Raw genomic sequence first — 26851 nt, 5'->3', positions numbered from 1 at the left:
GAAATATTTACTTTTTTAAAAAAGATAAATTAACTTTTTCATTTAGATCGCGCGCGTCGACGAATTTATTGTATAAAAATGCGAAATGAACGACTGAATTCACGGGAAAGAAATAAAGCCGTCACCATTTCCTCGCCTTCGCCTGTCCAATGCTGCCCAAAATCATCGACTTCATTCATATAGGTTCATAACCGGCTCTAGTCGCCGACCGCCAGCGGCGAGTGCGCCTCGCGCGCCTCGTCGCGATGCGCCGGCGCCGCCTCGCGCCGCGCAGGCCCCTTGCGCACGATCACGTCGTCGAGCACGAGCACGTCGATGCCGCTCGTCGCGAAGATCGCGATCGCATCCTCGACCGAATGCGCGATCGGCTTGCCCATCACGTTGAAACTCGTATTGAGCAGGATCGGCACGCCGGTGATCGCGTGGAACGCCTCGATCAGCGCGTGGTAGCGCGGGTTCAGCTCGCGCTTGACGGTCTGCAGGCGGCCGGTGCCGTCGACGTGCACGACGCCCGGCACGCGCGACGCCATCTCCGGACGGAAGCGCAGCGCGCGCTCCATGTACGGCGTATCGCACGCGTGCTCGAAATAGGCGTTCGCGTGCTCGGCGAGGATCGACGGCGCGAACGGCCGGAACTCCTCGCGGAACTTCACCTTCGCGTTGATCCGCTCCTTCACGTCCGGATCGCGCGGGTCGGCGAGGATCGAGCGGTTGCCGAGCGCGCGCGGGCCGAATTCCGCGCGGCCCTGCACCCACGCGACGATCTTCCCTTCGCTCAGCTCGGTCGCGACGCGCCGGCACAGCTCGGCCGTATCCGGCGTGCGCTGCGCGTCGAAGCCGCCGTATTCGAGCAGCTTGTCGAGCGCGTCCGCCGACAGGCGGCTGCCGACGTACGGCGACTGCACCTCGGCGCGCGGCTGCCAGGCGCCCGGATGATCCGCGTGATACGCGAGCCACGCCGCACCGACCGAATTGCCGTTGTCGGCCGGCGCGCAGAACACGTGGCTGCGGCGGAACGGCCCGCGGCCCGCGAGGCTGCCGACATAGGCCGAGTTGAGCGCGCAGCCGCCCGACAGCACGAGGTTGTCGGACAGGCCGCGCCGATGCGCGTTGGCCAGCAGTTCGTCGACGAATTCGCCGAACACGAGCTGCCCGGTGTAGGCGAGATCGGCGAAATCGAGCGCCGGCTGGCCGCGCGTGCGGCGCAGCTTCACGAGCTCGCCGATCGCGGCCGCGGCGTGGCGCCCTTCGCGGATGCGCAGGTCGTCCACGTCGAGCAGGCTGCGCAGCAGGCCATAGTAGCGGTCGCTTTTCCCGCCATAAGGCGCGAGCCCCATCACCTTCCACTCCTCGCCGCCGATCGGGTCGAACCCGCACAGCTCGCAGAGCAGGCTGTAGTACTGGCCGAAGCTGCCTTGCGACGGCTTGGTCGAGATCTCGCGATGCACGCCGCGATCGAAATGGAACACCTTGCACGAGGTCGATTCGCCGAGCCCGTCGATCACGACGCTGACCGCGTCGGAGAACGTGCTGCCGAAACAGGCCGCCGCCGAGTGGGTCAGGTGGTGCTCGTATTCGCGATGGATCACGGGCCGGCGGCCGAACACGCGCTGCAGGTGCGCCTCGGTATTGATGCCGTGGCGCGGGTTCGCATAGCTCGCGATGCAGCGCAGCATGTCGAAATTGTCCGCGCCGATCTTGCGCCGGATCAGCCCCTTGAGCGGGCCGAACGAGAAGAAGTGCAGGCGCTTGAAGAACTTCGCGCGCCAGCTGCCGACGATCACGAATTCCGCGTCGCGCTCGCAGTATTCGCCGAGCAGCTTGCCGATGCGGATGAAATCGTCGGGCGGGCTGCACCAGGCGCGCTTGTTCTGCAGATAGCGCTCCGAATCCTCGGCGAACACCAGCTGGCCGCGCGAATCGACGATCGCGAGCGACGGATCGTGCGGACTCGTGCCGAGCCCGATGTAGTTGCGCTTCATCGTGAAGACCTCGTGAAGGTTCGATGGCCGGCGTCCGCGCTCGCGGCCGCCGCCGGGAATCGGGTCAGAATCGGATCAGTCGTGGTTGAACACGCCGCGGCTCAGGTCCGGCGGCTGCAGCCCGAAGGCGGCGGCGTTGTACGCGGAATCGAACGCCCGGTAGCGGCGGCCGTGCGACACGCGCTCGTACCACGGAATCTTGCGTTTCGTGACGCTTTGCTGGATCTGCATCCACTGCACGTAGGTATCGACGTCCACGCTTTGCGGGCACAGCGTGGACGCGAAGTCGTAGAGCGGCGCCGGGCTCAGGAAATCCTTGCCCGGCACGCCGAACCAGCGGTCCGCCACGGCCACGGTGCGCTTGGTGCGGTTCTTGACGGAATGGAACCAGTAGTACGGGTTCCACAGCACGTCGCCGGGCTGCAGCACGGCTTCGTAGCGCGGGCAGAAGCGGAACAGCGGGCAGCGCGCGTGATCCGATTCGTCCTGCCAGTGCAGCGCGGTGACGGCATCCCCCGGCAGCAGCAGCGGATAGACGAGATAGAGGAAGGCCGGATCGACGAGGCTCCAGACCTTCACGCCCTCGAGCTGGTAGAACGTGTTCGCGATCTTGCCGAAGTGCGACGGGCTGCCCGCGCCGCCGTTCGAGATGAACAACTGCGACGAGATGCGCGTCATCTTCGTGTACGGCGCGAACGACGACGAGTACAGGTTCTGCTCGAGCTCGGGATGATCGACGAACAGCCGGTCGCTGTTGGCCAGATACGACTTGCCCTCGAGCAGTTCCGCGAGCGGGCCCTCGTAGTTCTCGCCGGTGTCGATGCGCATCATCGGCACGATGTCGCCGCCGTAGCGCTCGACGAGCGCGTCGAGATGGTAGGACGACGCGTCGTGGCCGACGTTCTCGATCACGACCGGATGCGGGCGGCGCACGTAGTTCTCGTGGAACGCCTCGGGCGAGATCGTGCGGAAATCGACGCGCGGCAGCGGCACGGCCGACGCGACGGGATTCTCGCCGGCGATCGCCGAGAAGATCTCCTCGCAATCGGCGGCCATCGCCTCGCGTTCGTAGTGGTGGTCCTGCAGGATCGTCCGCGCGAGCAGGCGCTGCTGGTAGCGATGCCGCGCCGCCTCGCACTGGTCGAGGCCGTGCACGACCTGGCGCGGCTCGTATTCGGACAGGTGCGGCTGGGCGAGGATCTGCTCCAGCCGCGCGGGATCGATCGCCTGGCGCGCCTGCGCGAGGCGCGATCCGAGCGAACGCAGCAGCAGCGACAATTCGGGTCGAACGTGAGTACGTGACTTGGTGGTCAGCACGATGTCCTCCTTCGTGACGGGCTTCAGGGCAAGGGCTTCAGGGCAAACCGTATGCAACCAGCCGCGCGGGATTCCCGCCGCCGCCGACGGGCACCACGATGTATTGCCGGTTGTTGGTGACGTAAGTCATCGGCGAGCCCGACGCGTTGCCGTGCCGCATCGGCAATTCGAGCAGCGTCTGGCCGGTGCGCGGGTCGAGCGCCCACAGGTACGCGTCGTCGTTCCTGATCAGGTTCAGCGTGGTGGTCCGGCTCAGCTGCGTCGGGTTCGCGGTCACGATCCCTTCCTGCGTGCCGAACAGCAGGCCGCTGGTCGCGATGAAGAAGCTGCGGCGATCCCACCCCAGCGGTCCGAGCCTGAGCCCCGCGAGCGCGGGATGGTCGACCGGGCCGCGGCCGACCGGGCGCATCCAGACATGGTCGCCGGTGCGCATGTCGATGGCCGTCAGCCGGCCGTACGGCGGCTTCGAGATCGGCAGGCCGTCGGGCATCGTCAGCATCTTCGGCACGCCGGCGTAGGTCTCCGTCGAGAACGGGAACAGCCCGATCACGGACGGCTTGGTCACCGACGGCACGTACAGGTAGCCCGTCTCGGGGCTGTACGCGGCGCCCGCCCAGCTGCTGCCGCCGACGTTGCCCGGCATCATCAGCGTGCCCTGCGTGCCGCCCGTGGCCGTCTGGTCGACCGACGGCGGCGTGTAGAGCGGCCCGTGCACGTATTTCGCGACGGTGGCGCGCGCCTCGGCGCGCAGCGCCGGCGTGAAGTCGATCAGGTCGTCGTCGGTGACGCCCTGCCGGTCGAACGGCAACGGCCGGGTGGGCGTCGGCTGGGTGGGCGACACCACCTCGGTGGGCAACGTCGAGGGCGGCGCCGGCCGCTCGACGATCGGCCAGATCGGCTTGCCGTTGGTGCGGTCGAACACGTAGACGAAACCCTGCTTCGAGACCTGCGCGACCGCCTTCACGAGCCGGCCGTCGCGCCGCACGTCGAACAGCGTCGGCGCCGCGGGCGGATCGTAGTCCCACAGGCCGTGGTGGATCAGCTGGTAGTTCCAGACCAGCTTGCCGGTGCGCCCGCGCAGCGCGACCAGGTTGTCGCCGAACCAGCCGTCACCGGCCCGCTTGCCGCCGTAGTAGTCGTTCGACGGCGTGCTGACCGGCAGGTAGGCGATGCCCGACTCGCTGTCGCAGCTCATCGGCGCCCAGACGTTCGCGCCGCCGGTGTTCACGTTGTCGTTCGCGACCCAGGTGGAGGCGCCCGTTTCGCCGTTCTCCGGCACCGTGTGGAAGGTCCACAGCAACTGGCCGGTGCGCGGGTCGAAGCCGCGCACGTCGCCCGGCGCCATCGGCTGTGCGAGCGGGAAATCGAGGATGTTCGAGCCGACGATCACGGCGCCGCCGCAGACGATCGGCGGCGAGCTCATGCCGTACAGCGCCTGCGATACGCTGCGGCGCAGGTCCTGCTTCAGGTCGATCACGCCGCCGCTGCCGAACGTGCTGTCGGGCTTGCCGGTGCGCGCGTCGAGCGAGATCAGCAGCGCGCTGCCGGTCGCGAAGAAGATCCGTTCGGCGTCGCCGTGCTTCCAGTACGACACGCCGCGCTGGACGAAGCCGATATTCGGGGGATAGGCGAAGGTGGTGCCGTCGGCGGCCAGGTAGCTCTTCGGATTGAAGACCCAGAGCGTCTTGCCGGTGGCCGCGTCGATCGCGGCGATCTCGCTGAGCGAGGTGATCACGTAGAGCCGGCCGCCCGCCATCAGCGGCGTCGCCTCGTTCGCGTTCGGCCACAGTTTCATGCCGCCCGCGTTCGCCTGCGCGACGATCGCGTTGTCGGGCGACTCCCACACCCACTTCTGGACCAGGCGATGGACGTTGCCCGGGTTGATCCGGTCGACCGGCAGGTATTTCGACGCGCCCTGATCGGCCGCGTAGTGCGGCCATTCGACATCGCCTCCATAGCCGGGCGCCGCCTGCAACGCGCCGCTCATGAAGGCGCCGCCGAGCAGGGCGAGCCGTATCGCGACGCCCGCGAGCGTCGATTTCGTTGCCATAGATGCCTCCTGTGAGCCTCCACGGCCGGACGACCCACCGGCGCCCGGCGACGATCCGCGCGGTGCGCGGCGACGGCGATCAGCCGTGTCGCGGGAAGCGGTTTCTCCAGCGCTGCCAGAGGATCGCCGCGCCGATCACCATGACGATGTCGTGTGCGACGGTGATGCCGACGAGGCCCCAATCGAGCGTGAATCCCATCACGTAGGCGAGCGGCACGCCCACCGGCCAGATCAGGATCATGCTGACCTTCATCGGAAATTTGGTGTCCTGCAGGCCGCGCAGCGCGCCCGTCAGCGTGTTGCGCACGGCGTCGAAGATCTGCCCGATCGCGATCAGCACGAGGATGATGGACAGCGTGTGATAGATGCCCGCGTTCTCCGGCGTGTTGGCGACGAACACGCGCACGAACAGGCTCGGCACCAGCGCGAACGCGGCGAGCACGATCAGCGAATAGACCACGCCCATGCGCGTGTAGGCATCGCCCACCTGCTTCACGGCGCCGAGCCGCCCGCCGCCGAAGTGCCGGCTCGCGACGACGGTGGCCGCCTGCGACAGGCCGACGATCGGGATCACGAGCAGCAGCAGGTAGCGCGTCGCGACCTGCTGCACGTTCAGCGCGGCGATGCCGAGCCAGCCGACCATGACCGTCGTCACGAAGAACGACAGGATCTCGTTGCCCATCTGCACCGAGATCGGAAACCCGACCTTGACGATGCGCGTCACCCCCTGCCTGACCGGCTCGCCGCGCATCGCAAGCAGTCCGTACGGACGATGGCTGCCGTGGCTCATCACGAAGCCGCCGAGCACCAGCGCCGCGACCCAGGCCGTGATCGACTGCGCCCAGGCAAGACCATCGAGGCCGAATGCCGGCAAGCCGAGCTTGCCGAAGATCAGCAGGTAGCCGAGCAGCGTCGTCAGCAGCAGGCTGCACAGGCTGTAGAGCAGCACGAGCGCCTGCTTCAGGATGCCGAGCAGCAGTTGCACGCACACCGAGATGATGCCGACCGCCGGCAGCGAATAGACGTAGATGCGGAAGAAGCCGATGCAGGCGCTGACGAGCTCGGGCGGCTGGTGCAGGGCCGTGAGGATCGGGCCCATGAACAGCAGCCCGATGATGGTCGGGACGCAGAGCAGCATCGCGACCACGAGCGCCGCCGAGAACAGGTGGCCGATCCGCTCCGGCTCGCGCCCTTCTCCCTTCACGTGGCCGATCAGCGGGCTCAGCGCGAACAGCATGCCGAACACCACCGTCATCAGCAGCATCTGCACCGAGTTGATGAGCAGGCCGGCCGCGAACGTCGTGGCGTCGACGCGCGACAGCAGCAGGTTGCTGACGAAGCCGCCGATCATCACGACGAACTGCGAGATCATGATCGGCAGCGAGATCTTCAACGCCTCGCGCATCGTCGATTGCGGCAATGCGGCGGTATTTTCGACTAAGCCTTCCATTATTTCGTTACCCTATCGAATCTATCTATAAGCGTCTCGTCTTGGGACTCGACGTAATGGCGCGTCACATTGGCGCGGACGTCCGTCGGGAGCCCGCCGACACATGCGGGTCGTCCCCGGAGAGCACGATGGGGCGCGCGGCACGGGCGTCGACTGGTCCATACGGTACGTGACGTGACGGGCGACGTCTGGCTGAGCGATCCTAACTGAATCGTCCTGGGTTGTGTCGGTCTGCCGACCTACTAAATTTAGCAGTTTGATGGCGCTTCGCCTTCCAACGACAATGGGCCGTCTTTCGCTCCGCCCGCCCGTTCCCATCGGGCAACTTGCGGCAGCACCAGCGCACATCAGCATGCGGCGTCGCCGTTCACTCCTGCTGGATCCGCGAATCCGGATGTCCGCGCGGCCGCCACTGCGCGTGTGCTACCGTTCGTCCGCGTCGGCCGGGCACGGTGCACGGCCGCAAGGGTTCCGACATGCCAAGGAGGTATCGTGCCCACCCTGGATGCAATGCTGAAGATGTCGTTTTATGTATTGCTCGTGCTGATCGTGCCGGGACCCACGAATACGCTGCTGCTCTCGGCGGGCCTCAAGGCCGGCATTCGCGATACGTGGCCGCTCGTTGTCGCGGAGGCGGCGGGTTACGTCGTCGCGATCTCGATTTGGGGCTTCTTCCTGCACGCGCTCGCCGCCGGCAACAACTGGATGTTCATCGGCATCAAGCTGCTCAGCTCCGGATTCATCTTCTACCTTGCCGTGAAGATGTGGACCAAGGGCCCGAAGCTGGATGATCTGGCGCGCGGGCCGGTCAGCAGGCGCGACCTGTTCTTTGCCACGCTGATGAATCCGAAGGCGCTGCTGTTCGCCAGCACGCTGTTCCCGCTCGCCGCGTTCCGCTCGATTAGCCAATTCGCCTGCGCGATTGCCGTGTTCCTCGTGGTCCTGGTGCCGATCGGCATCGGCTGGTCCAGCCTCGGCGGCCTGCTGACCTCGAATCGCAACTGGGCCGACCGCGCGTCGACGTTGCTGCGCTGCGCGTCGATCGTGCTGCTGATGTTCTCCGGCACGCTCGTGTATTCGGCATTCAATCGATGAGGCCGCACCCAACGCGGCAGACGGCCGCTGCGCCGGCGGCCTGAGATCCATTCCAACGGGATGAAAAATCCGTGCTGCTACGAGTACACCACCTTCCATGGCTTTCGACGGATCGCCTCCGGACCGCTCACGGTCGTCGCGCATGCCGCACGGCGCGTTATCGATAGCGGAGCGACCGGCGCGATCCTGATCATCGACAACACGACCGGCTGTCCCGTCGACATCGATATCGGCAGTTCCGGCCATCACGTTCGCGGTCACTTCGGCGCGACAGCTTCGATAGGGCGGGCCCGCGAGCAATCCGGCGAGATGCCCGGCGACGCGACCGACGCCGAGTTGCCGGCGGCGCCAGCCGACGCGCTACTCGGTGCGCGGCGCGGCCGCGGCCGCCCGAAGCTCGGCGTGGTGTCACGCGAGGTCACGCTGCTGCCGCGTCAATGGGAGTGGCTGGCCTCGCAATCGGGCGGCGCGTCGGTCGCGCTGCGCAAGCTCGTCGAGGCGCGCATTCAGGCGCCCGCCGCCATCGGCCTCACTCACGAAGCAAAGGCGCGCGCCTATTACTTCATGTCCGCGATCGCGGGCGACCTGGCCGGATTCGAGGAGGCCGTCCGCGCGCTGTTCGCGGACGACCGGCCGCGCCTGTCGAGGCTCATCGTAAATTGGCCGGCCGACGTGCGCGATCACGCCGCGTTGCTGGCGTTCGGCGGAGCGGAACAGCCGATGCAAGGAGAGTCTTGAGTCGTTGCACGCCGGATGTGCGCCAGGGCCGCTTGCCGTATCCAACCCGAAACGTCTCCTGCGTTTTGCAGACGCCTCGCTGAAATCTCCCGGGGCATTCCCGGCGCATCGACGATCTGAAAGAACCGGCACCCCAATAGCCGAAAATCATTTCGTTGTTCGAATCGGTTGGCGCGCGGCATCGTTGCCGCGCGGCCCGGCGCGGCGACCGGAATCGGCCACGCGGTGCCGGCCGATGCGCCGGACGGACCCGCCGGCCTGAACCGCGTCCCCTTTTTCTACGACATACATCCGCGCGGCCTCATGTTTAACTCATGCCGAACCGGATCGGGCGCATTCCGGATCCGAGCGGCCGACACCATGATCGTCGAGGTGGAGCACCCCGCGCGCCATCTCGGCTTTCAAGCCGGAACCGCGGGCCGATTGAACATGCCTGGAGGCCGCGCGTCGCTTGCCTCCGTGCGATACCTGGAGTGCAATAGTGCAACTTGATCGAAAGCGGATCCTCGTGACAGGTGGAGCGGGTTTCCTCGGTTCACATCTTTGCGAGCGCCTTGTCGAACTCGGTCATGACGTCTTGTGCGTCGACAACTATTTCACCGGCACCAAGCAGAATGTGGCCGCGCTGCTCGGCAATCCGCGCTTCGAGGCGCTCCGCCACGACGTGACCTTTCCGTTGTACGTGGAGGTGGACGAGATTTACAACCTCGCCTGTCCGGCTTCGCCCATCCACTATCAGTTCGATCCCGTGCAGACCACCAAGACCAGCGTGATGGGCGCGATCAACATGCTGGGGCTCGCCAAGCGCACGCACGCACGCGTGCTGCAGACCTCCACGAGCGAAGTGTACGGCGACCCCGATGTGCATCCCCAGCCGGAGAGTTACCGGGGCAACGTCAACCCGCTCGGGCCGCGCGCCTGCTACGACGAAGGAAAGCGTTGCGCGGAGACCCTGTTCTTCGACTATCACCGCCAGCAAAACGTGCGAATCAAGGTGGTGCGCATCTTCAACACGTACGGGCCGCGCATGCATCCCAACGACGGCCGCGTGGTGTCCAACTTCATCGTGCAGGCGCTGCGCGGCCAGGACATCACGCTGTACGGCGACGGCAGCCAGACCCGCGCGTTCTGCTATGTCGACGACATGGTCGAAGGTCTGATCCTGATGATGGCCACGCCCGCGGACGTCACCGGCCCGATCAATCTCGGCAATCCGCATGAGATCGCGGTCAGCGAGCTGGCGCAGATCATTTTGCGCCTGACCGGCTCGAAGTCGCGGATCGTATTCCGCCCGCTGCCGAAGGATGATCCGACACAACGTTGCCCCGACATCAGCCTCGCGCGCGCCCAACTCGACTGGAAGCCGACGGTCGGGCTCGAAGCGGGACTCCGGCGGACCATCGACTATTTCCGCTCGACCATGGCGAAGTGACTTTGCATCGCCTTTGTCCCAATTTCCCGTGACAGACGCGACACGGCGTACATGCTTCAATCAGGCCATACCGGTACACCATTGGCCGACATGAAGCTGCTCTCGTGCGCCGGTGTCCATCAATCCGCCTTGCAAGCCGGATCACTGCGTATGGAACAACTTGAGTATCTGAAGCGTGTCGAATCGAAGGCCCGAACCTACGCGACATCCTTCCCCCGGCTGTTTACCCATGCCAAGGGCGTACGCGTACGCGACGCCGAGGGTCGGGAATACATCGACTGTCTGTCCAATGCAGGGACGCTCGCGCTCGGGCATAACCACCCGGAAGTCAATGAAGCCGTCATGCGGTTTCTGTCCTCCGATCAAATGCAGCAGGCACTCGACCTGGCGACGCCGGCAAAGTACGCGTTCGTCGAACAGCTTTTCTCGCTCCTGCCCAGGAAGATCGCCGAAACCGGCAAGATCCAGTTTTGCAGTCCGAGCGGATCCGATGGCATCGAAGCGGCTGTCAAGCTTGCGAAGCACTATACGGGCCGCTCGACGATCATGGCGTTCCACGGCGCCTACCATGGCATGACGGCCGGCGCGCTCGCCGCATCGGGAAATCTCGCGCCCAAATCGGCCGGCGGCAGCGGGCACGGCGTTCATTTCCTGCCCTACCCCTATGCTTTTCGCTGCCCGTTCGGCACCGACGGCTCGGCGACCGATCAACTCAGCATCAACTATATTCGGACCGTCCTGTCCGATCCCGAGAGCGGGATCACGAAACCGGCGGCGATCATCGTCGAAGTCGTGCAAGGCGAAGGCGGCTGCATCCCCGCTTCCAACGCCTGGCTGATCGAGTTGCGCGAACTGACGCTGCGGCACGAAATCCCGCTGATCGTCGATGAAGTGCAGACCGGCCTCGGCCGAACCGGCGCGCTGTTCGCCGTCGAACATTCCGGCATCCGGCCGGACGTGCTGGTGTTGTCAAAGGCGATCGGCGGCGGCTACCCGATCTCGGTGGTGGTCTATGACGAGCGCCTGGACACCTGGCCGCCCGGCTCGCACGCCGGCACCTTTCGAGGCAACCAGATCGCGATGGTGGCGGGCTTGTCGACCATGCGCATCATCGATCGAGAAGGTCTTTCGGCGCACGCGGACCGGGTCGGCAAACTGCTGGTTGCCGGCCTCGAACGCATTGCCGAACGTTTCCCCTGCCTGGGCCAGATACGCGGCAGCGGCCTGATGATCGGCGCTGAAGTCGTCAAGCCAGGCCCTCATGGCCAAACCGGCCCGACCGATGCGGCACTGGCAAAAGCCATCAAGCTGAATTGCCTGCACAACGGACTCGTCATCGAAACCGGCGGCCGCAACGGCGCGGTGCTCAGGTTCCTTCCGCCGTTGATCGTCTCGGAAGCCGATATCCACGAGATTCTCAACCGCTTCGAGCAAGCCGTGGAAACGGCCTGCCGCGCATAGGCGCACTGCGGCGCGACCGTGAAGACCGACCGGATCGGGTGTCGCCGCGATCCACGTTCAGAAAAGGAAGATCGACCATGCTGGGCATGACGGAACGCAAGCTGCTTGCCGAGGGCGCCTCGCCGTGGCTGCTGGAGCCGGCATCGAACGAGCGCGATATCGTGCTGGCGGTGAACGACAATCGAGCGGAGCTGGAGTCCCGGCTTCTGGAACATGGGGCGCTGCTGTTTCGTGGCTTCGACGTTTCATCCGTGGATGGATTCGAAGCGGTTGCGAACGCGATTTCGGCCCGTAAGTCCGACTACGTCTATCGTTCCACGCCGCGCAGCGCGATCGGCAACGGCGTATTCACCGCAACCGAGTATCCGCCGAGCGAGACGATATCGCTTCATTGCGAAAACGCATATCAGCGAAGCTGGCCGCTGAGAGTCGCATTTTGTTGCCTGACCGCGGCCACGGCCGGAGGCGAAACGCCGATCGCCGACATGCGGGAGGTGAGCCGCAGGATCGGACCGCGCATCCTGGAGAACTTCGAGTCGAAGCAGGTCCGCTATGTCAGGCACTACCGGCGGCACGTCGACATTCCGTGGGAAACGGTCTTCCAGACCAGCGACCGCGGCCAGCTCGCGGCCTTCTGCGCGGACAACGGCATCGAGCACGAATGGCTCGACGACGACACGTTGCGTACCGCACAGATCAACCAGGGCGTGGCTTACCATCCGGTAACCGGCGACCGGGTTTTCTTCAATCAGGCGCATCTATTCCACATCTCGAACCTGGAAGCATCGCTCGCCAGTTCGATCGTCAGCCTGTTCGGCAATGATCGCCTGCCGCGAAACGCGTTCTATGGCGACGGGAGTCCATTCGATCTCGCCGACCTCGAGCAGATTCGCAATGCCTACCGCGAATGCGCGATCGCCTTTCCCTGGCAACGGGGCGACGTGCTGCTGGTCGACAACATGCGATTCGCGCATGGCCGCAATCCCTTCGAAGGCGAGCGCAAGGTCGTCGTGTCGCTTCTGGATCCATACTCCCCTGCATAGAACACGTACGCGAAACGTCTTGTCCGGAATTTACGGGGCAGACATCGGGATGTTGCGGTGCTCTAATTTCCACACCGCAGGCGATGTGAAGTGACGATGTGAACTGAGACAAACAGGCGAGACACACTGACATTCAATCGACACGGCGGCGATGCCTTATCCCATTCGCCATGCCGGATCGCAATCTGCTTCGCGCAGGACAGCCTGCCGTTGCCCATCGGAATGAACGCGCACGGATCCAAAGGTGGCGTGCATCCAAATCAACGCTCAGTAGACGACGAAGGTTTCGTATGCTTCCCGATATGAAATTCAGGACTGTTACGGAATTATTGCAGTTTCGCGGTAATGACACGCCGAAGAAAACGGCATTCATTTTTCTCGAGAACGGCGAATCGGAGCTGACCCGGCTAACGTTCGGCGACCTGGACAAGCGGGCCCGCGGCATCGCCGCCAGACTGCAGGGCATGGCGCAACCGGGCGATCGCGTCCTTCTGGTCTATCCGCCCGGGCTGGAATTCATCAGCGCATGGGCGGGATGCCTGTACGCCGGCCTGGTCGGCGTGCCGGCTTATCCTCCGCGCAGGAATCGTCCCGCAGATCGCCTCAAGGCCATCGTCGCCGACGCCGGGCCGGTCGTCGCGCTGACCGACGCAGCCACGCTCGACGGCATCGCGCATCGTGCGGACGGCTATTCCGAGACGCTCGAGCTGAAGATCCTTGCGACGGATCACGGGTTCGACGCACCGGCCGAACAATGGCGCGCGCCGGACATCACGCCGCGGACGCTGGCGCTGCTGCAATACACGTCGGGCTCCACCGGCACGCCCAAAGGCGTGATGATCAGCCACGCGAACATCCTGAGCAACATGGAGGTCATCGCCGAGGCCAGCGATGCCGACGCGTCGACCGTGTTCGTGAGCTGGCTCCCCGTGTTTCACGACATGGGTTTCTTCGGAAAAGTGCTGCTGCCGATCCATCTCGGTGTGCTGTCGGTGCTGATGGCGCCCGCGGCGTTCGTGCAGAAACCCGTCCGTTGGCTGCAGGCGATCACGAAGTATCGCGGCACGCATTGCGCCGCGCCGGACTTTGCCTATGACCTGTGCGCGCGCAAGATTTCCGACGAAGCCAAGGCGCGGCTGGATCTGAGCAGCTGGCGGGTTGCATTCAACGGCGCGGAGCCGGTGCGCGCCGACACGGTGGCGCGCTTTTCGCGCGCATTCGCGTCGTGCGGCTTCCACGCGCAAACCATGCGCCCGGTCTACGGCATGGCCGAGGCGACGTTATTCATCTCCGGTCAGCCGGCACGCTCGCTGCCTCTCGTGGCGGACTTCGACGCCGACGACCTGGCGCAAGGCGTGGCGACGAAGAGCGCGCGCGGCAAGCCCCATGCGCTGGTCTCATGCGGCCGGACCTGGGCGGAGCACCGCTTGCGGATCGTGAACGCGGATACCGGCCAGCCCTGCCCGCCCGGCCGGATCGGCGAAATCTGGGTGACCGGCCCGAGCGTCGGCGTCGGCTACTGGAACCGCCTCGAGGAAACGGAGCACACCTTTCGCGCCAGGCTGGACGGCGATGACTCGCGTTACCTGCGCACGGGCGATCTCGGCTTCGTCGATGGCGAGGACCTCTTTGTCACCGGCCGTTTGAAAGACCTCGTCATCATTGCCGGCCGCAATCACTACCCTCAGGATCTCGAACAATCCGCCGAGGGAAGCCACCCCGCGCTGGCGCCCAACGCGTCGGCGGCCTTCTCGATCAACGTCGACAATGTGGAGCGGGTCGTCATCGCATGTGAAGTGCGCCGGGAAGCGCTCAACACGCTGAACGCCGAAGCCGTCGCCGCGGAGATCCGGCGCAAGCTCGCCGAGGAGCACGACGTCGACCTGTATGCGGCGATCCTGTTGAAGCCCGCCACGATCCCGCGCACGTCCAGCGGAAAAATCCAGCGGAGCCGAACCCGGCAGGCATTCCTGAGCGGACAGGGGCTCGCGATCGCGGGCGAGTGGCGGCGTTCGTTCTCCCCGGCGTACGAGCCCCCCGCGACCGCTGCACGCGGCACGCAAGAGCTGGTGCAATGGTTCGTCGAGCATGTCGCGCGCCTGTCGGGAACCGCTGCCGGCAATCTCGACCCCGATGCGCCGTTCAGCGCCTACGGGCTCGACTCGAGAGACGCCATCATGCTCTCGGGCGAGTTGCAGGACTGGCTTGGGCAGCCGGTTTCCCCTACCGTCGTCTACGATTTTCCGAGCATTTCCCTGCTGGCGCGGCATTTGAGCGGCGCCGGGAATGCTTCTTCGGACAAGGCGCCCGTTTCCGCCGAAGCACGCGCGGACATCGCCATCGTCGGCATGGGATGCCGCTTCCCCGGCGCCAGTCATCCCGACGCATTCTGGCAGCTTCTGCTGGAAGGCCGCGACGCGGTCGGCGCGTCGAACCAGCGCGCCGGCGACCTTCCGGCCACCGGACTGCTGGACCAGGTCGACCTGTTCGACGCGGATTTCTTCGGCATCAGCGCCCGCGAAGCCGAGACGATGGATCCGCAGCAGCGCCTGCTTCTCGAGGTCGCCTGGGAGACGCTCGAGCACGCGGGGATCGCGCCCCGGCGTCTCGCCGGCGGACGCACCGCGGTCATCGTGGGCATCAGCAATGCGGACTACGTCCGTCTGGCGCAGGAAGAAGCCGCGGATGTCGGCCCCTATGTCGCGACCGGCAATGCGCTCAGCGTCGCCGCCAACCGCATTTCCTACGCGCTCGATCTGCGCGGCCCGAGCTGGGCGGTCGACACCGCGTGTTCGTCGTCGCTCGTCGCGGCTCATCAGGCGTGCCGCGCGCTGCAGCGCGGCGAGTGCGATGCGGCGCTTGCCGGTGGCGTCAACCTGATTCTGGCGCCGCAATTGAGCGCCTCCTTCACGCAATCGGGCATGCTTTCGCCGGATGGCCGGTGCAAGGCGTTCGACGCGGCAGCCAACGGCTATGTGCGCGGCGAAGGCGTGGGCATGGTGTTGCTCAAGCGTCTCGACGACGCCCTCGAGAACGGCGACACCGTGTTCGCCGTGATCCGCGGCTCGGCGGTGAACCAGGATGGACGCAGCAACGGCCTGACCGCGCCCAATGGTCCGGCCCAGCAGGCCGTGATACACGGCGCGCTGCGCGATGCCGGCGTACGGGCGCAGGACATCGGCTTCGTCGAAGCGCACGGGACAGGAACGCCGCTGGGAGACCCCATCGAGCTGAACTCGCTGACGGCGGTCCTGAGCGAATCCCGTCGCCCGGACGAGCTCTGCTGGATCGGTTCGGTCAAGACCAACATCGGCCATCTGGAGTCGGCGGCGGGCATCGCCAGCCTGATCAAGACCGCCCTGGCGCTGCACCATCGCGCCATTCCGCCGAACCTCCATTTCCGGTCGCTCAATCCTCATATCGCGCTCGACGACACGCCCTTCCGCATTCCGCAGCAGGTCACGCCGTGGCATTCGGAACGCGGGCCGCGCATTGCCGGCGTGAGTTCGTTCGGCTTCGGCGGCACCAACGCGCACATGATCCTGTCCGAAGCGCCGCGGCCCGGGGAGATCGAGGCCGATCCGGCATCGCCCGCGGCGCGCGTCGTGACGCTCTCCGCGCGCACGCCCGAAGCGTTGCAAGCGCTGGCGGCGTCCTATGCGGCGTATCTCGACGCCCATCCCGAGGTCGGGTTGCGGGATGTCGCGTTCACGGCGAACGCCGGGCGCGCCCACTTCTCGCGGCGAGCCGCCATCGTCGCATCGAGTCTCGATGCGCTGCGTTCACGGCTGCATGCCGTTTCGGCAAGCGCGAGCGCCGAAACACCGCCCGCGGTGACTTTCCACTTTTCCGCCGACGATGGCGACAGCGCCGAGGCGGTTCGGCAATTGCGTTCGGCCAGCCCCGCTTTCCGCGCGCTGATGGACCGGCAAGGCGAAGCGCACGGGCTCGCGTCGCCCGAAGCACGGTTCACGGCATTCCAGTGCGCGCTCGCGCAACTGTGGATGTCCTTCGGCATCGCACCGGGCGCCGTTGGCGGCACCGGCGACGGGCATCGCGCCGCGGCCTCGTTCGCGGGCGTGCCGCAGGCTCCGGACGGCGGCGCGGCGGGAAGCCACGGCATCGTGATCGAGATCGGCGCGCGCACGGCCGCGTGGGACACGATCCTGCACACGCTCGCCGAGCTCTACGTACGCGGCGCATCCGTCGACTGGCATGCGTTCGAGCGCGACGACCCGCACCGGCGGCTCACGCTGCCGACTTACCCGTTCGAGCGGCGCGGCTTCTGGATACCCCCGCGCGCGCCTCGGCATCCGTTGCTCGGGCGCCTCATGGAGCAGCACGCGCATCTGCCCGCCACGTGGATCTGGGAGTCGCGTCTCGACGCGCCGGCCACCACCTTTCTCGACGGTCATCGAGTCAAGGGCGCTCCCGTCCTGCCCTATTCCGCCTATGTGGAAATGGCGCTGGCGGCCACCTCGCAGATTGGTTCCGCCGGCCATACCACGTTGAAGGACCTCGCGCTGCATGCGCCCTTGCCGCTGCATCCGCATGAATCGCGCACCGTGCAGACCGTGCTGAGCCGTCAGTCCGGGGGGCCGTTTTCGTTTGCCGTCTATCACCGGATCGAGGACACCCGCGCCGCCGCGACATGGCAGATGTGCGCCAGTGCCGAAATTCACGAATCGGATCGGAGCCACGCATGAAATTCGGCCTGATGTTCTTCGCCAGCAGTGAAGAGGCGTTGTCCGGCAACAAGTACCAGCTGGTGATGGAAAGCGCCCGTTTCGCCGATGCGAACGGGTTTTCCAGCGTCTGGGTGCCGGAGCGCCATTTCACCGAATTCGGCTCGCTGTACCCCAATCCCGCCGTACTGCACGCCGCGCTCGCCGCCTCCACCCAACGCGTGAAGCTGGTCGCGGGCAGCGTGGTCGGCGCGCTGCACAACCCGATCCGTATCGCGGAAGAGTGGTCCATGGTGGACAACCTCTCGAACGGTCGCGCGGGCGTTTCGTTCGCGTCCGGATGGAATCCGGACGACTTCGTGTTTTGCCCGGAAAAATACGCGACCCGGCAGGACGAGATGCTGACCACGATGCGCGCCGTTCAGCATCTGTGGCGCGGCGGTACGCTGGACGCGCGCAACGGCGTCGGCAAGCCGGTGCAGTTGCGCATCTATCCCACGCCGGTGCAGCCGGAACTGCCCGTCTGGGTGACCGCCGCCAGCAATCCGCAGACCTTCGTCCTCGCCGGCGAAGTCGGCGCCAACCTGCTGACCCACGTGCTCGACCAGGATCGGGATCAGCTCGCCCACAAGATCGCGCTCTACCGCGACGCGCGCGCGAAGCATGGCTTCGATCCGGCGGCCGGCATCGTCTCCGTGATGCTGCACACGTTCGTCGGCGCAGATCCGGCGCAAGTGCGCGAGCAGGCGCGCGCGCCGTTCTGCAACTACATCCGCAGCAATATCGGCCTGTTGAACGGGCTGGCGCAAAGCCGTGGCCAGTCGGTGGACGTGCGCGCGATGGGCGCGCGCGAACTGGACGAGTTCGTCGAGTTTCTCTATGAACGCTTCGCGCAATCGCGCGGCCTCATCGGCACCCCGGAAACCTGCGTCGAACTGGTGCGGGATCTCGAATCGATCGGCGTGGATGAAGTGGCCTGCCTGCTCGATTTCGGTCCGCCGGTCGAGCTGATCCTCGGCAATCTTCCGCAGTTGCGCAGGCTGCGCGAGATGTGCGCCCCCAGGCCGTCCGCCGCGCCGGCACGATTCGATGCCGTTTCGGTGCAGGCCCGCTGCACCGAAACGGCATCGGGCGCGGACTTCAATGGCGAAATCCGGCAGCACGGCGTTCAGATCGACGGCGTGTTCAATGCGATCCAGCAGATCTGGCGCACCGCCGGCGAGGCGCTGGGGAAGATCAGCCTGCCTGCCGATGCGCCGGCGTCGTCGCAATACCACGTGCATCCCGCTTTTCTCGACGCGTGCAGCCGCGTGCTCGCCGCCGCCATCGACGCGCACGCGCTGGATGAGGGTGGCATGTACCTGCCCAGTTCGATCGGTGCGGTGCGTGTGCATCAGCCGCCGTCGTCAGCGGATGCATGGAGCCACGCCACGCTGCGACAGCCGGTCGGGCAAGGCGCGCTGGAGGGCGATATCCGCGTCTATGACCTCGCCGGACGGCTGCTGATCGAGATCGACGCGCTGCGGCTGCAGCATGTGCATTCCGCGCAAACCGTCGGGCGGCACGAGGTCGCCGAGCTGCTGTATCAGCGCGTCTGGAGACCGTCGAGCGGCGACGCGGCAACCGGCGGTTCGGCGCAGGGCGAGTGGCTGATCTTCGCCGACCGCGGCGGCGTCGGCGCGCAAGTGGCGGCGCTGCTGGAAAGCGCGGGCGATACGTGCTCGCTGCGCTTCGCCGACGCGACGCCGGAACTGCCCGCGCTCGACCGGCCGCTGAAGGGCGTCATCCACCTGTGGAGTCTCGATCTCGCGCCGTCCGACATCGCGGCGAGACGACATGCCAGCACGAGCGTGCTGCAACTGGTCAGGGCGCTTGCGTCACGCGCCCCGTCAGCCCGGCAGGCGCGTCTGTGGCTCGCGACGTCGGGCGCGATGAACGTGCTTGACGGCGAATCGACGGCCGTGGCGCAGGCCCCCCTGTGGGGATTGGGCCGGGCGATCGCCGTGGAGCAGGCCGCGATGTGGGGCGGGCTCATCGACCTCGATCCCGCGCAGCCGTCCGCGGCGCACATCGTACAGGCGGTTCGGGCCGGCGGCCGCGAAGACATGATCGCGTTTCGCGGCGGACAGCGTTACGTCGCGCGCATCGCCCGCGACAATCGCGAATTCGTCAGTCACCGCCCGATCAGGTTCCACGCCGATGCGACCTATCTGGTGACCGGCGGGCTCGGCGGGCTCGGCCTGCGGCTCGCGTCCTGGCTCGCCGCCAACGGCGCCGGCAAGGTCGTGCTGCTCGGGCGCGGCGAGCCCTCCCCCGCGGCCGAAAAAATCCTGCGCACGCTCGACGCCCGGGTCATTCGCGCCGATCTGTCGCGTCGCGAGGACGTCGCCGGAGCGATCGGCGAAATCACGCGCTCGATGCCGCCGCTCAAGGGGGTCTTTCACCTCGCCGGCGCGCTCGACGATGCGCTGCTGACGCGCCAGGACGACGATTTCTTCCATCGCGCCGGAAGCGGCAAGGCCGATGGGGCCTGGTATCTGCACGAGCTGACGGCCGACCTGCCGCTCGACCATTTCGTGCTGTTCTCGTCGATGGCCGCGCTGATCACCATGCCGGGCCAGGGCAACTACGCCGCGGCGAACAGTTTCCTCGACGCGCTCGCGCATCATCGGCGCGCGCAGGGAAAACCGGGCCTCAGCGTCAATTGGGGGCCGTGGGCGGAGATCGGCCACGCCGCCACCGACTATGGGCGGCGCGCGCACGAGCAGCTGGCCGGATTCGGCGTCGGCACGCTGTCGCCGGAACTGGCCATCTCGGCGCTGGAACGACTGATGGCGTCCGGCGTCGCCCAGTCCGGGGTTGCCCGGATCGACTGGCCGACCTTGTTCCGGGTCGATGCGCCGGCCGCCGAGTCGGCGCTGTTTGCCGAACTGGCGCAACCGGCCGCGCAGCCGGCGCAGCAAGAGACGGAATTGCTGCGCCAGCTCCGTTCGTGCGCGCCGCGCGAGCGGGTCGAGCTGATCACCGGCACGCTCGCGCAGATGCTGGCCACGACCCTTCGCCTCCCCAGCCCCGACGCCATCGCGCCCGGGCAATCGCTGTTCGATCTCGGCCTGAATTCCCTGATCGCGCTCGAACTGACCGACGGCATCACCCGGGTTTTCGGCAAGCCGTTTCGCGCCACGCTGCTCTTTTCCTATCCGAACCTGCAAACGCTCGCCCAATACATTCTCAACGAACTGTCGCCGTCGCTCCCTGCTCCCGTCGTCGACGAAGCATCCGAAGACCTCGATGAGGACGACCTTTCCGAACTGATCGCCCAGGAGATCGGCGCCCAATGAACGCCAAGGCCACTCATGCACTGAAAGCCGCGCTCGACGAACTGCGCCTGCGGCGCGCGGAAATCGCGGCACTGCGTTCGGACCGCAACGAGCCGATCGCCGTCATCGGCATGGCTTGCCGCTTTCCCGGCAGCAGCGATACGCCGGCCGCGTTCTGGCAACTGCTCGACAACGCACGCGATGCCGTCACCGAAGTGCCGCGCGAACGCTGGGACATCGATCGCTATTACGACCCGGATCCGGCGGCGCCCGGCAAGATGGCGACCCGCCACGGCGCTTTTGTCGAACGCGTGGATCAATTCGACGCGGCGTTCTTCGGGATCGCGCCGCGCGAGGCCACCTACCTCGATCCGCAGCAGAGGCTCCTGCTCGAAGTGGCCTGGGAGGCGCTCGAAAACGCCCATCTCGCGCCCGAGCGCTTCAGGCAGTCCGCCACGGGCGTGTATGTCGGCATCACTTGCTTCGACCACGCCATCCAGGTATCCAGCGCGTCGACGCCGTCGAGCAGCTACGCCGGCACGGGCAGCGCGCTGAACATGGCCGCGGGCCGGCTGTCGTTCGTGCTGGGCCTCACCGGCCCGAGCATGGCGATCGATACCGCGTGCTCTTCGTCGCTGGTCTGCCTGCACTTGGCCTGCGAAAGCCTGCGCTCGCGCGAAACCGGCATGGCGCTCGCGGGCGGCGTCAATCTCATGCTCTCGCCCGAGGTCATGGTCAGTTTCTCGCAGGCGCGCATGCTGTCGCCGGACGGACGCTGCAAGACCTTCGACGCGGCGGCGGACGGCTATGTGCGCGGCGAGGGCTGCGGCATGGTGGTGCTCAAGCGCCTCGCCGACGCGCTCGCCGACGGCGACCGGGTGCTCGGCATCGTGCGCGGCACGGCGGTCGACCAGGGCGGTGCGGGCGGCGGGCTGACCGTGCCGAGCCGCGATTCGCAGGAACGCGTGATCCGTCGCGCACTGAACCAGGCCGGCCTCGCGCCCGGCGACATCTCCTATGTCGAGGCCCACGGCACGGGGACGTCCCTCGGCGACCCGATCGAGGTCGAAGCGCTGGCCGGCGTCTATGGCCCCGGGCGCGCGGCATCCGAGCCGCTCGTGATCGGTTCGGTCAAGACCAATATCGGGCATCTGGAGTCGGCCTCCGGCATCGCCGGGCTGATCAAGGTCCTGCTGTCGTTCGAGCACGACAGGATCCCGGCGCATCTGCATTTCACGCAACCCAATCCGCATACGCCGTGGCAGGACATCCCCATCCGCGTCGCGGCCGATCCGGTCGCGTGGCCGCGCGGGGAACGCCGGCGAGTCGCCGGGCTGAGCGCGTTCGGATTCAGCGGCACCAATGCGCACGCCATCGTCGAGGAGCCGCCCGTCGCGCCGGAGCACGACGCGCGGCGCTCGCTGCTGCTGCTTTCGGCCAGATCCGAAGCGGCGCTGGCGGCGCTCGCGCAACGCTACGAGCGCGCGATCGCCGGCGCGACGCCGCAAGAGTTGGCCGCCATCTGCCGCGCCGCCGCCACGGGACGGAGTCACTATCCGTTTCGCGCGGCCTATGTGTCGGGCGTGAGGGAGCCGTCGACGGCCTCGGCGCGCACGGGCAAAGCCTCGCGCATGGGCTTCATGTTCGCGTCGCCGGACACCGGCGTCGCGCGCGAGCTCCACGCGTCGGAACCGCATTTCCGCGCAGCCTTCGAGCGTTGCTCGGTGCCGCTGTCGGCGCTCGATACCGACGCGGGCCGCTTCGCGATCCACTTTGCGTGGGCGGAACTGTGGAAGGCATGGGGCATCCGTCCAGCCGTCGTGTCGGGCCATGGCGTCGGAGAATATGTCGCGGCCTGCGTGGCAGGTGTCGTGAGCCTGGCCGACGCGCTGCGCCTCGCGGCCGCCCGGTCCGATGCCGACGCCCTGCGCGCCGCGCTTCAGGACATGCCGCTCGCACGGCCGTCGATCCGCCTGATTTCCGGCTGCCTCGGCACCGAGGTGACCGACGAGGTGACGCATCCGCAGTACTGGCTGCAGCAGGCCGGGCTGTCGGATCAGGCCGAAGCGCCGCGCATGCCGGAGGGGCTCGCCGACGGCTGGCTGCCGCCGCCATGCGCCGGCCACGCACTGGAACGCGCGCTCGCGGCCCTGTATGTGCAGGGCTGGCAGTTCGACTGGAACGCGTTGTTCCCGGCGCCCGCCCAGCCCGCCACGACCTTGCCGAACTACCCGTTCGAGCGGCAGCGCTTCAGTCTGGGGGAAATCCGCTCGCCCATCGTCGGCATGGATGCCGGCAGCATCGAGGCAGCGTCGCGGCGACTCAAGACGTCCGGCAAGTATTCGGAGGAGGTGCTGAACGCATTTCCGGAACTGCTTCAGACCGCCTTCGCCCCCGCTGAAACCGCCGCGCCGAACGCACACCCGCTCTATCACGTGGTGTGGGAGCGGCAAGCCGCGTTGCCGGCGGCCCGGTTCGCCGCCGACGCGTCCCCGTGGCTGATCTTCGCGGACGAGAGCGGTGCCGGCGAGCGGTTCGCGGCCCTGCTGCGCGCGCGCGGCGCGTCCTGCTCGCTGGTCCGCGCCGGCCGCGACTATCGCGCCCCCGCGGAAGCGGAAGCGGAAGCGGAAGCGGAAGCGGAAGCGGAAGCGGAAGCGGCCTGGCAAATCGCGCCTGAGCAGCCGGACCATTTCGTCCGCTTGCTGACGGAGGCCGCCGTCCCCGGGCAGCGCATCGTCTTTTTATGGGCGCTGGACGAAGCCGTCGGCGCGTCGCGCATGTCCACGGCGCTGCTGCATCTCGTGCGCGCGCTGGGCAGCGGCGAGCGCGAGTGGGCGCCGTCGACCCGGCCCAGGATCTGGGTGGTCACGCGCGACGCGGTGGAAGCCGGCGCATCGCCCCGTGTATCGGGACTCGCGCAGGCTGCGCTGTCGGGCCTGGCGCGGGGTGCGATGATCGAGCATCCGGAATGGTTCGGCACCGCGATCGATCTCGATCCGGCCGCGCCGGAGGACGAGACGCAGGCCCTGCTTGAGGAGCTGCTCGCCGAGAGCCGCGAAGAACAGGTGGCCTTGCGGCACGACGCGCGCTATGTCGCGCGCCTGAGCCCGCTCGAGCAAGCCGAAACGACCGCGCTCCGGGTCGACCCGGAAGCGGCCTACCTGATCACCGGCGGGTTCGGCGCGCTCGGGCTGCACACCGCCAGATGGCTGGCGGCGCACGGCGCAGGCACGCTGATCCTGGTCGGCCGACAAGGGGCCGCGAGCGAGGAGAGCCAGCGGGCGATCGCCGAACTGCGTGACCGGAACGTGACCGTCCGTTGCGAGCGCCTCGACATCACCGACCCGGCGGCCGTCGCGGATTTGTTCGCCGCGCTCCGGCGCGAAGGCGTGCCGCTGCGGGGCATCGTGCATGCGGCCGGCATCGTCGGCTACAAGCCGATCATGCAGGTCGAGCGCGATGAGCTGGAAGCCGTCCTGCACCCCAAGGTCGCCGGCGCATGGCTGCTCCATCAGCATAGCGAGCCGTTCCCGCTCGATTTCTTCATCCTGTTTTCGTCGATCGCGTCCGCGTGGGGCTCGCGCGACCAGGCGCACTACAGTGCCGCGAACCGGTTCCTCGACGCGCTCGCGCATCATCGCCGCAACCTGGGCTTGCCGGCCTTGAGCCTGAACTGGGGGCCGTGGGCGCAAGGCGGCATGACGTTCCCCGAGGCCGAAGCGCTGCTGCGGCGCGTCGGCATCCGGTCGCTGGCGGCGGACCGCGCGCTCGACGTGCTGGATCATCTCCCCGCCGTGCCCCAGGTGGCGGTCGTCGACATCGACCTGGCGCTGTTCCAGGGCTCCTACGAGGCGCGCGGACCCAAGCCCTTCCTCGACCGCGTGCGGGTCGACGCAACCCCGCCAGGCGCGCCGGCAATGCCCGCGTTGAGCGACAAATCGCCCCGCGAGCGCAAGCGTCTGCTGGCGGACACCATCGATCGCGCGGTGGCCCAGGTGCTCGGCTTCGGATCGGCGACGCCGGACCGCGATCGCGGGTTCTTCGAGATGGGCATGGATTCGCTGATGGCGATGGACTTGCGCGCGCACCTCGAAAAAGTGCTTGGCGCCCCGTTGCCGGTCGCGCTGCTGTTCGATCATCCGACGGTCAACGCCCTCGCGGATTTCCTGGTGGAGCAGTCGTCCGCCGCGGCGCCTGACGCGCCCGCCGCGCCCGCTGCGTCGACGGAAGCCGTGTCGCCGCGGCCGGTCGCGCCGGCCCTCGCGGCACGCGAGGCCGGCTCGCCGGAGCCGATCGCGATCGTCGGCATGAGTTGCCGCTTTCCGGGCGCCGCGCACGATCTCGACGCCTATTGGCGGCTGCTGAACGACGGGGTCGATGCGATTTCCGAAGTGCCGCGCGAGCGCTGGGACATCGACGCGTACTACGATCCCGATCCCGAAGCGCCGGGCCGCATGTATTGCCGCTTCGGCGGCTTTCTCGACGACGTCGATCAGTTCGATCCGGCCTTTTTCCGTATCACGCCGCGCGAAGCGGCCGCGATGGACCCGCAGCAGCGCCTGCTGCTCGAAGTCAGTCACGAAGCGCTGGAGCATGCCGGCATTCCCGTCGACAGTCTCAAGGGCAGCCGGACGGGCGTCTTCGTCGGCATCACCACCAACGATTACGCGAATCTGCAGCTTCGCAACGGCGGCGGCAGCGGCATCGACGGCTATTTCTTCACCGGCAATCCGCTCAACACGGCGGCGGGCCGCATCTCCTATGGACTGGGTCTGCAGGGCCCGAGCATGGCGATCGACACCGCCTGCTCGTCGTCGCTCACCGCGATCCATACCGCCAGCCAGAATCTGCGCACCGGCGAGTGCGATCTCGCCATCGCGGGCGGCGTCAATCTGATTCTTTCGCCGGACAACTCCATCGCCGTGTCGCGCACGCGGGCGCTGGCCCCGGACGGCCGCTGCAAGACCTTCGACGCGGCGGCGGACGGCTTCGTGCGCAGCGAAGGCTGCGGCGCGCTCGTGCTCAAGCGCCTGTCCGATGCGCTCGCCGCGGGCGATCGCGTGCTGGCCGTGCTGCGCGGTTCGGCCGTCAACCACGACGGCGCGTCGAGCGGCTTTACCGCGCCGAACGGACGCGCCCAGGAAGAAGTCATCCGCAACGCATTGGGCGGGATTCCCGCCGCGTCGATCGATTACGTGGAAGCGCACGGCACCGGCACCGCGCTGGGCGATCCGGTCGAGGTGCAGGCGCTGGCGACGGTGTTCGGCGCCGGCCGCGACGGGGGCAGGCGGCTGCGCGTCGGCTCGGTGAAAACCAACATCGGCCACACGGAATCCGCCGCCGGCATCGCGGGGGTCATCAAGGTCGTGCTGTCGCTCAACCACGAGCGCATTCCCGCCCACCTGCATTTCCGCCAACCGAGCCCGCTGGTGCGCTGGGACGCGCTGCCCATCGAGATCTGCGCCGCGGCGAGCGCCTGGCCGCGCGGCGCCCAGCCGCGGCGAGCCGGCGTCAGCGCATTCGGCGCGAGCGGCACCAATGCCCACCTGGTGCTGGAAGAAGCGCCCGCGCCGGCGCGGCATGCGACGCCGTCGAGGCACAACGTGCATCCGCTGGTCCTGTCGGCCAAGACGCCGGCGGCATTGCGCGAGCTTGGCCGGCGCTATCAGCGGCGGCTCGAAACCGAACCCGGTCTCGATATCGCGGCCGTGGCCTTTTCGGCGTCGACCGGCCGCTCGCATTTCGCGCATCGGCTGGCGCTGCCGGTGTCGTCGCTCGAGGACGCCATCGACAAGCTGCGCGCGTTCCAGGCGAAAGAACCCGCCGGCGCGACGCAGCCCGCTCCCCGGGTGAAGATGGCGTTCCTGTTCACCGGCCAGGGTTCGCAATACGCCGGCATGGGCCGCCGTCTGTACGACGCCTATCCGGTCTTCCGCGACGCGATCGACCGCTGCCGCGCGGTGGCCGATCCGCTGCTCGACAAGCCCTTGCTCGAGGTGCTGTCCTCCCGGAACGAGGACATTCACCAGACCGGCTACAGCCAGCCGGCGCTGTTCTCGCTGCAGTTCGCGCTCACCACGTTGCTGGCGTCGTTCGGCGTGACGCCCGACGCCGTGATGGGACACAGCGTCGGCGAGTACGCAGCGGCCTGCGCGGCCGGCGTCTTCTCGCCGGAAGACGGCCTGCGGCTGATCGCCGAACGCGGCCGGCTGATGCAGGCGTTGCCCCGGGACGGCGAGATGGCGGCCATTTTCGCGGACCTCGCCACGGTCGAGCGC

13 protein-coding genes (1 of these 13 cut by a window edge) are annotated in these 26851 nt (G+C 67.3%); 9 read left to right on the top strand and 4 right to left on the bottom strand.

The window, feature by feature from the left end; genetic code table 11:
- Positions 1-197 precede the first annotated feature (197 nt).
- The 4 genes from ACFIMZ_RS35345 to ACFIMZ_RS35330 form a co-directional block, all read right to left on the bottom strand.
- Positions 198-1982 carry a carbamoyltransferase family protein gene (locus ACFIMZ_RS35345; protein ID WP_431825901.1) on the bottom strand — a complete coding sequence of 595 codons (1785 nt, stop codon included), beginning with the start codon at positions 1980-1982 and terminating at the stop codon, positions 198-200.
- A 75-nt stretch (positions 1983-2057) separates the two neighbouring features.
- Positions 2058-3299 carry a cupin-like domain-containing protein gene (locus tag ACFIMZ_RS35340; protein WP_431825900.1) on the bottom strand — a complete coding sequence of 414 codons (1242 nt, stop codon included), beginning with the start codon at positions 3297-3299 and terminating at the stop codon, positions 2058-2060.
- Positions 3300-3336: 37 nt separating this feature from the next.
- Positions 3337-5349: a pyrroloquinoline quinone-dependent dehydrogenase gene (locus tag ACFIMZ_RS35335; protein WP_431825899.1), complete on the bottom strand. Its 2013-nt coding sequence runs from the start codon at positions 5347-5349 to the stop codon at positions 3337-3339.
- A gap of 79 nt (positions 5350-5428) precedes the next feature.
- A complete protein-coding gene (locus ACFIMZ_RS35330; protein WP_431825898.1) occupies positions 5429-6799 on the bottom strand; it encodes an MATE family efflux transporter in 1371 nt (456 codons plus the stop codon).
- Between the two features lie 510 nt (positions 6800-7309).
- Here ACFIMZ_RS35330 and ACFIMZ_RS35325 point away from each other — a divergent pair.
- The 9 genes from ACFIMZ_RS35325 to ACFIMZ_RS35285 form a co-directional block, all read left to right on the top strand.
- Entirely contained in the window at positions 7310-7894 is a 585-nt protein-coding gene (locus ACFIMZ_RS35325; protein WP_431826034.1) for a LysE family translocator, read from the top strand.
- 60 nt (positions 7895-7954) lie between these two features.
- On the top strand, positions 7955-8632 hold the full coding sequence (locus ACFIMZ_RS35320; protein WP_431825897.1) for a DUF2239 family protein: 678 nt from the start codon (positions 7955-7957) through the stop codon (positions 8630-8632).
- Positions 8633-8800: 168 nt separating this feature from the next.
- On the top strand, positions 8801-9124 hold the full coding sequence (locus ACFIMZ_RS35315) for a hypothetical protein (RefSeq protein WP_431825896.1): 324 nt from the start codon (positions 8801-8803) through the stop codon (positions 9122-9124).
- Positions 9114-10064: a UDP-glucuronic acid decarboxylase family protein gene (locus ACFIMZ_RS35310; RefSeq protein ID WP_431825895.1), complete on the top strand. Its 951-nt coding sequence runs from the start codon at positions 9114-9116 to the stop codon at positions 10062-10064. Before ACFIMZ_RS35315 ends, ACFIMZ_RS35310 begins: the two co-directional genes overlap by 11 nt.
- A gap of 150 nt (positions 10065-10214) precedes the next feature.
- Positions 10215-11525 carry a diaminobutyrate--2-oxoglutarate transaminase family protein gene (locus ACFIMZ_RS35305; RefSeq protein ID WP_431826033.1) on the top strand — a complete coding sequence of 437 codons (1311 nt, stop codon included), beginning with the start codon at positions 10215-10217 and terminating at the stop codon, positions 11523-11525.
- Positions 11526-11602: 77 nt separating this feature from the next.
- Positions 11603-12568, top strand: a complete 966-nt coding sequence (locus ACFIMZ_RS35300) for a TauD/TfdA family dioxygenase (protein WP_431825894.1) — start codon at positions 11603-11605, stop codon at positions 12566-12568.
- Positions 12569-12858: 290 nt separating this feature from the next.
- A complete protein-coding gene (locus ACFIMZ_RS35295; protein WP_431825893.1) occupies positions 12859-17274 on the top strand; it encodes a beta-ketoacyl synthase N-terminal-like domain-containing protein in 4416 nt (1471 codons plus the stop codon).
- On the top strand, positions 17271-20594 hold the full coding sequence (locus tag ACFIMZ_RS35290) for a type I polyketide synthase (protein ID WP_431825892.1): 3324 nt from the start codon (positions 17271-17273) through the stop codon (positions 20592-20594). Before ACFIMZ_RS35295 ends, ACFIMZ_RS35290 begins: the two co-directional genes overlap by 4 nt.
- Positions 20591-26851: the start of an amino acid adenylation domain-containing protein gene (locus tag ACFIMZ_RS35285; RefSeq protein ID WP_431825891.1), read on the top strand. Its footprint extends 7158 nt past the window's final position; the window shows 6261 of its 13419 coding nt (coding positions 1-6261); its start codon is at positions 20591-20593; its stop codon lies beyond the right edge, outside the window. The genes ACFIMZ_RS35290 and ACFIMZ_RS35285 overlap by 4 nt, the downstream gene beginning before the upstream one ends.

Origin of the sequence: Burkholderia sp. F1, assembly GCF_050813845.1 — a bacterium.
Taxonomy (GTDB): domain Bacteria; phylum Pseudomonadota; class Gammaproteobacteria; order Burkholderiales; family Burkholderiaceae; genus Burkholderia; species Burkholderia ubonensis.
The sequence above is the reverse complement of the archived record's forward strand: the minus strand, read 5'-3'. Positions and strand labels throughout refer to the sequence as shown.

What these genes read in the sequence shown, in the direction of transcription:
- ACFIMZ_RS35325 (WP_431826034.1), top strand. Translation starts at nt 7,310, where the DNA reads ATGCTGAAGATGTCGTTTTATGTATTGCTCGTGCTGATCGTGCCGGGA.
- ACFIMZ_RS35295 (WP_431825893.1), top strand. Translation starts at nt 12,859, where the DNA reads ATGCTTCCCGATATGAAATTCAGGACTGTTACGGAATTATTGCAGTTT.
- ACFIMZ_RS35320 (WP_431825897.1), top strand. Translation starts at nt 7,955, where the DNA reads ATGAAAAATCCGTGCTGCTACGAGTACACCACCTTCCATGGCTTTCGA.
- ACFIMZ_RS35330 (WP_431825898.1), bottom strand. Translation starts at nt 6,799, where the DNA reads ATGGAAGGCTTAGTCGAAAATACCGCCGCATTGCCGCAATCGACGATG.
- ACFIMZ_RS35305 (WP_431826033.1), top strand. Translation starts at nt 10,215, where the DNA reads ATGGAACAACTTGAGTATCTGAAGCGTGTCGAATCGAAGGCCCGAACC.
- ACFIMZ_RS35345 (WP_431825901.1), bottom strand. Translation starts at nt 1,982, where the DNA reads ATGAAGCGCAACTACATCGGGCTCGGCACGAGTCCGCACGATCCGTCG.
- ACFIMZ_RS35335 (WP_431825899.1), bottom strand. Translation starts at nt 5,349, where the DNA reads ATGGCAACGAAATCGACGCTCGCGGGCGTCGCGATACGGCTCGCCCTG.
- ACFIMZ_RS35290 (WP_431825892.1), top strand. Translation starts at nt 17,271, where the DNA reads ATGAAATTCGGCCTGATGTTCTTCGCCAGCAGTGAAGAGGCGTTGTCC.
- ACFIMZ_RS35300 (WP_431825894.1), top strand. Translation starts at nt 11,603, where the DNA reads ATGCTGGGCATGACGGAACGCAAGCTGCTTGCCGAGGGCGCCTCGCCG.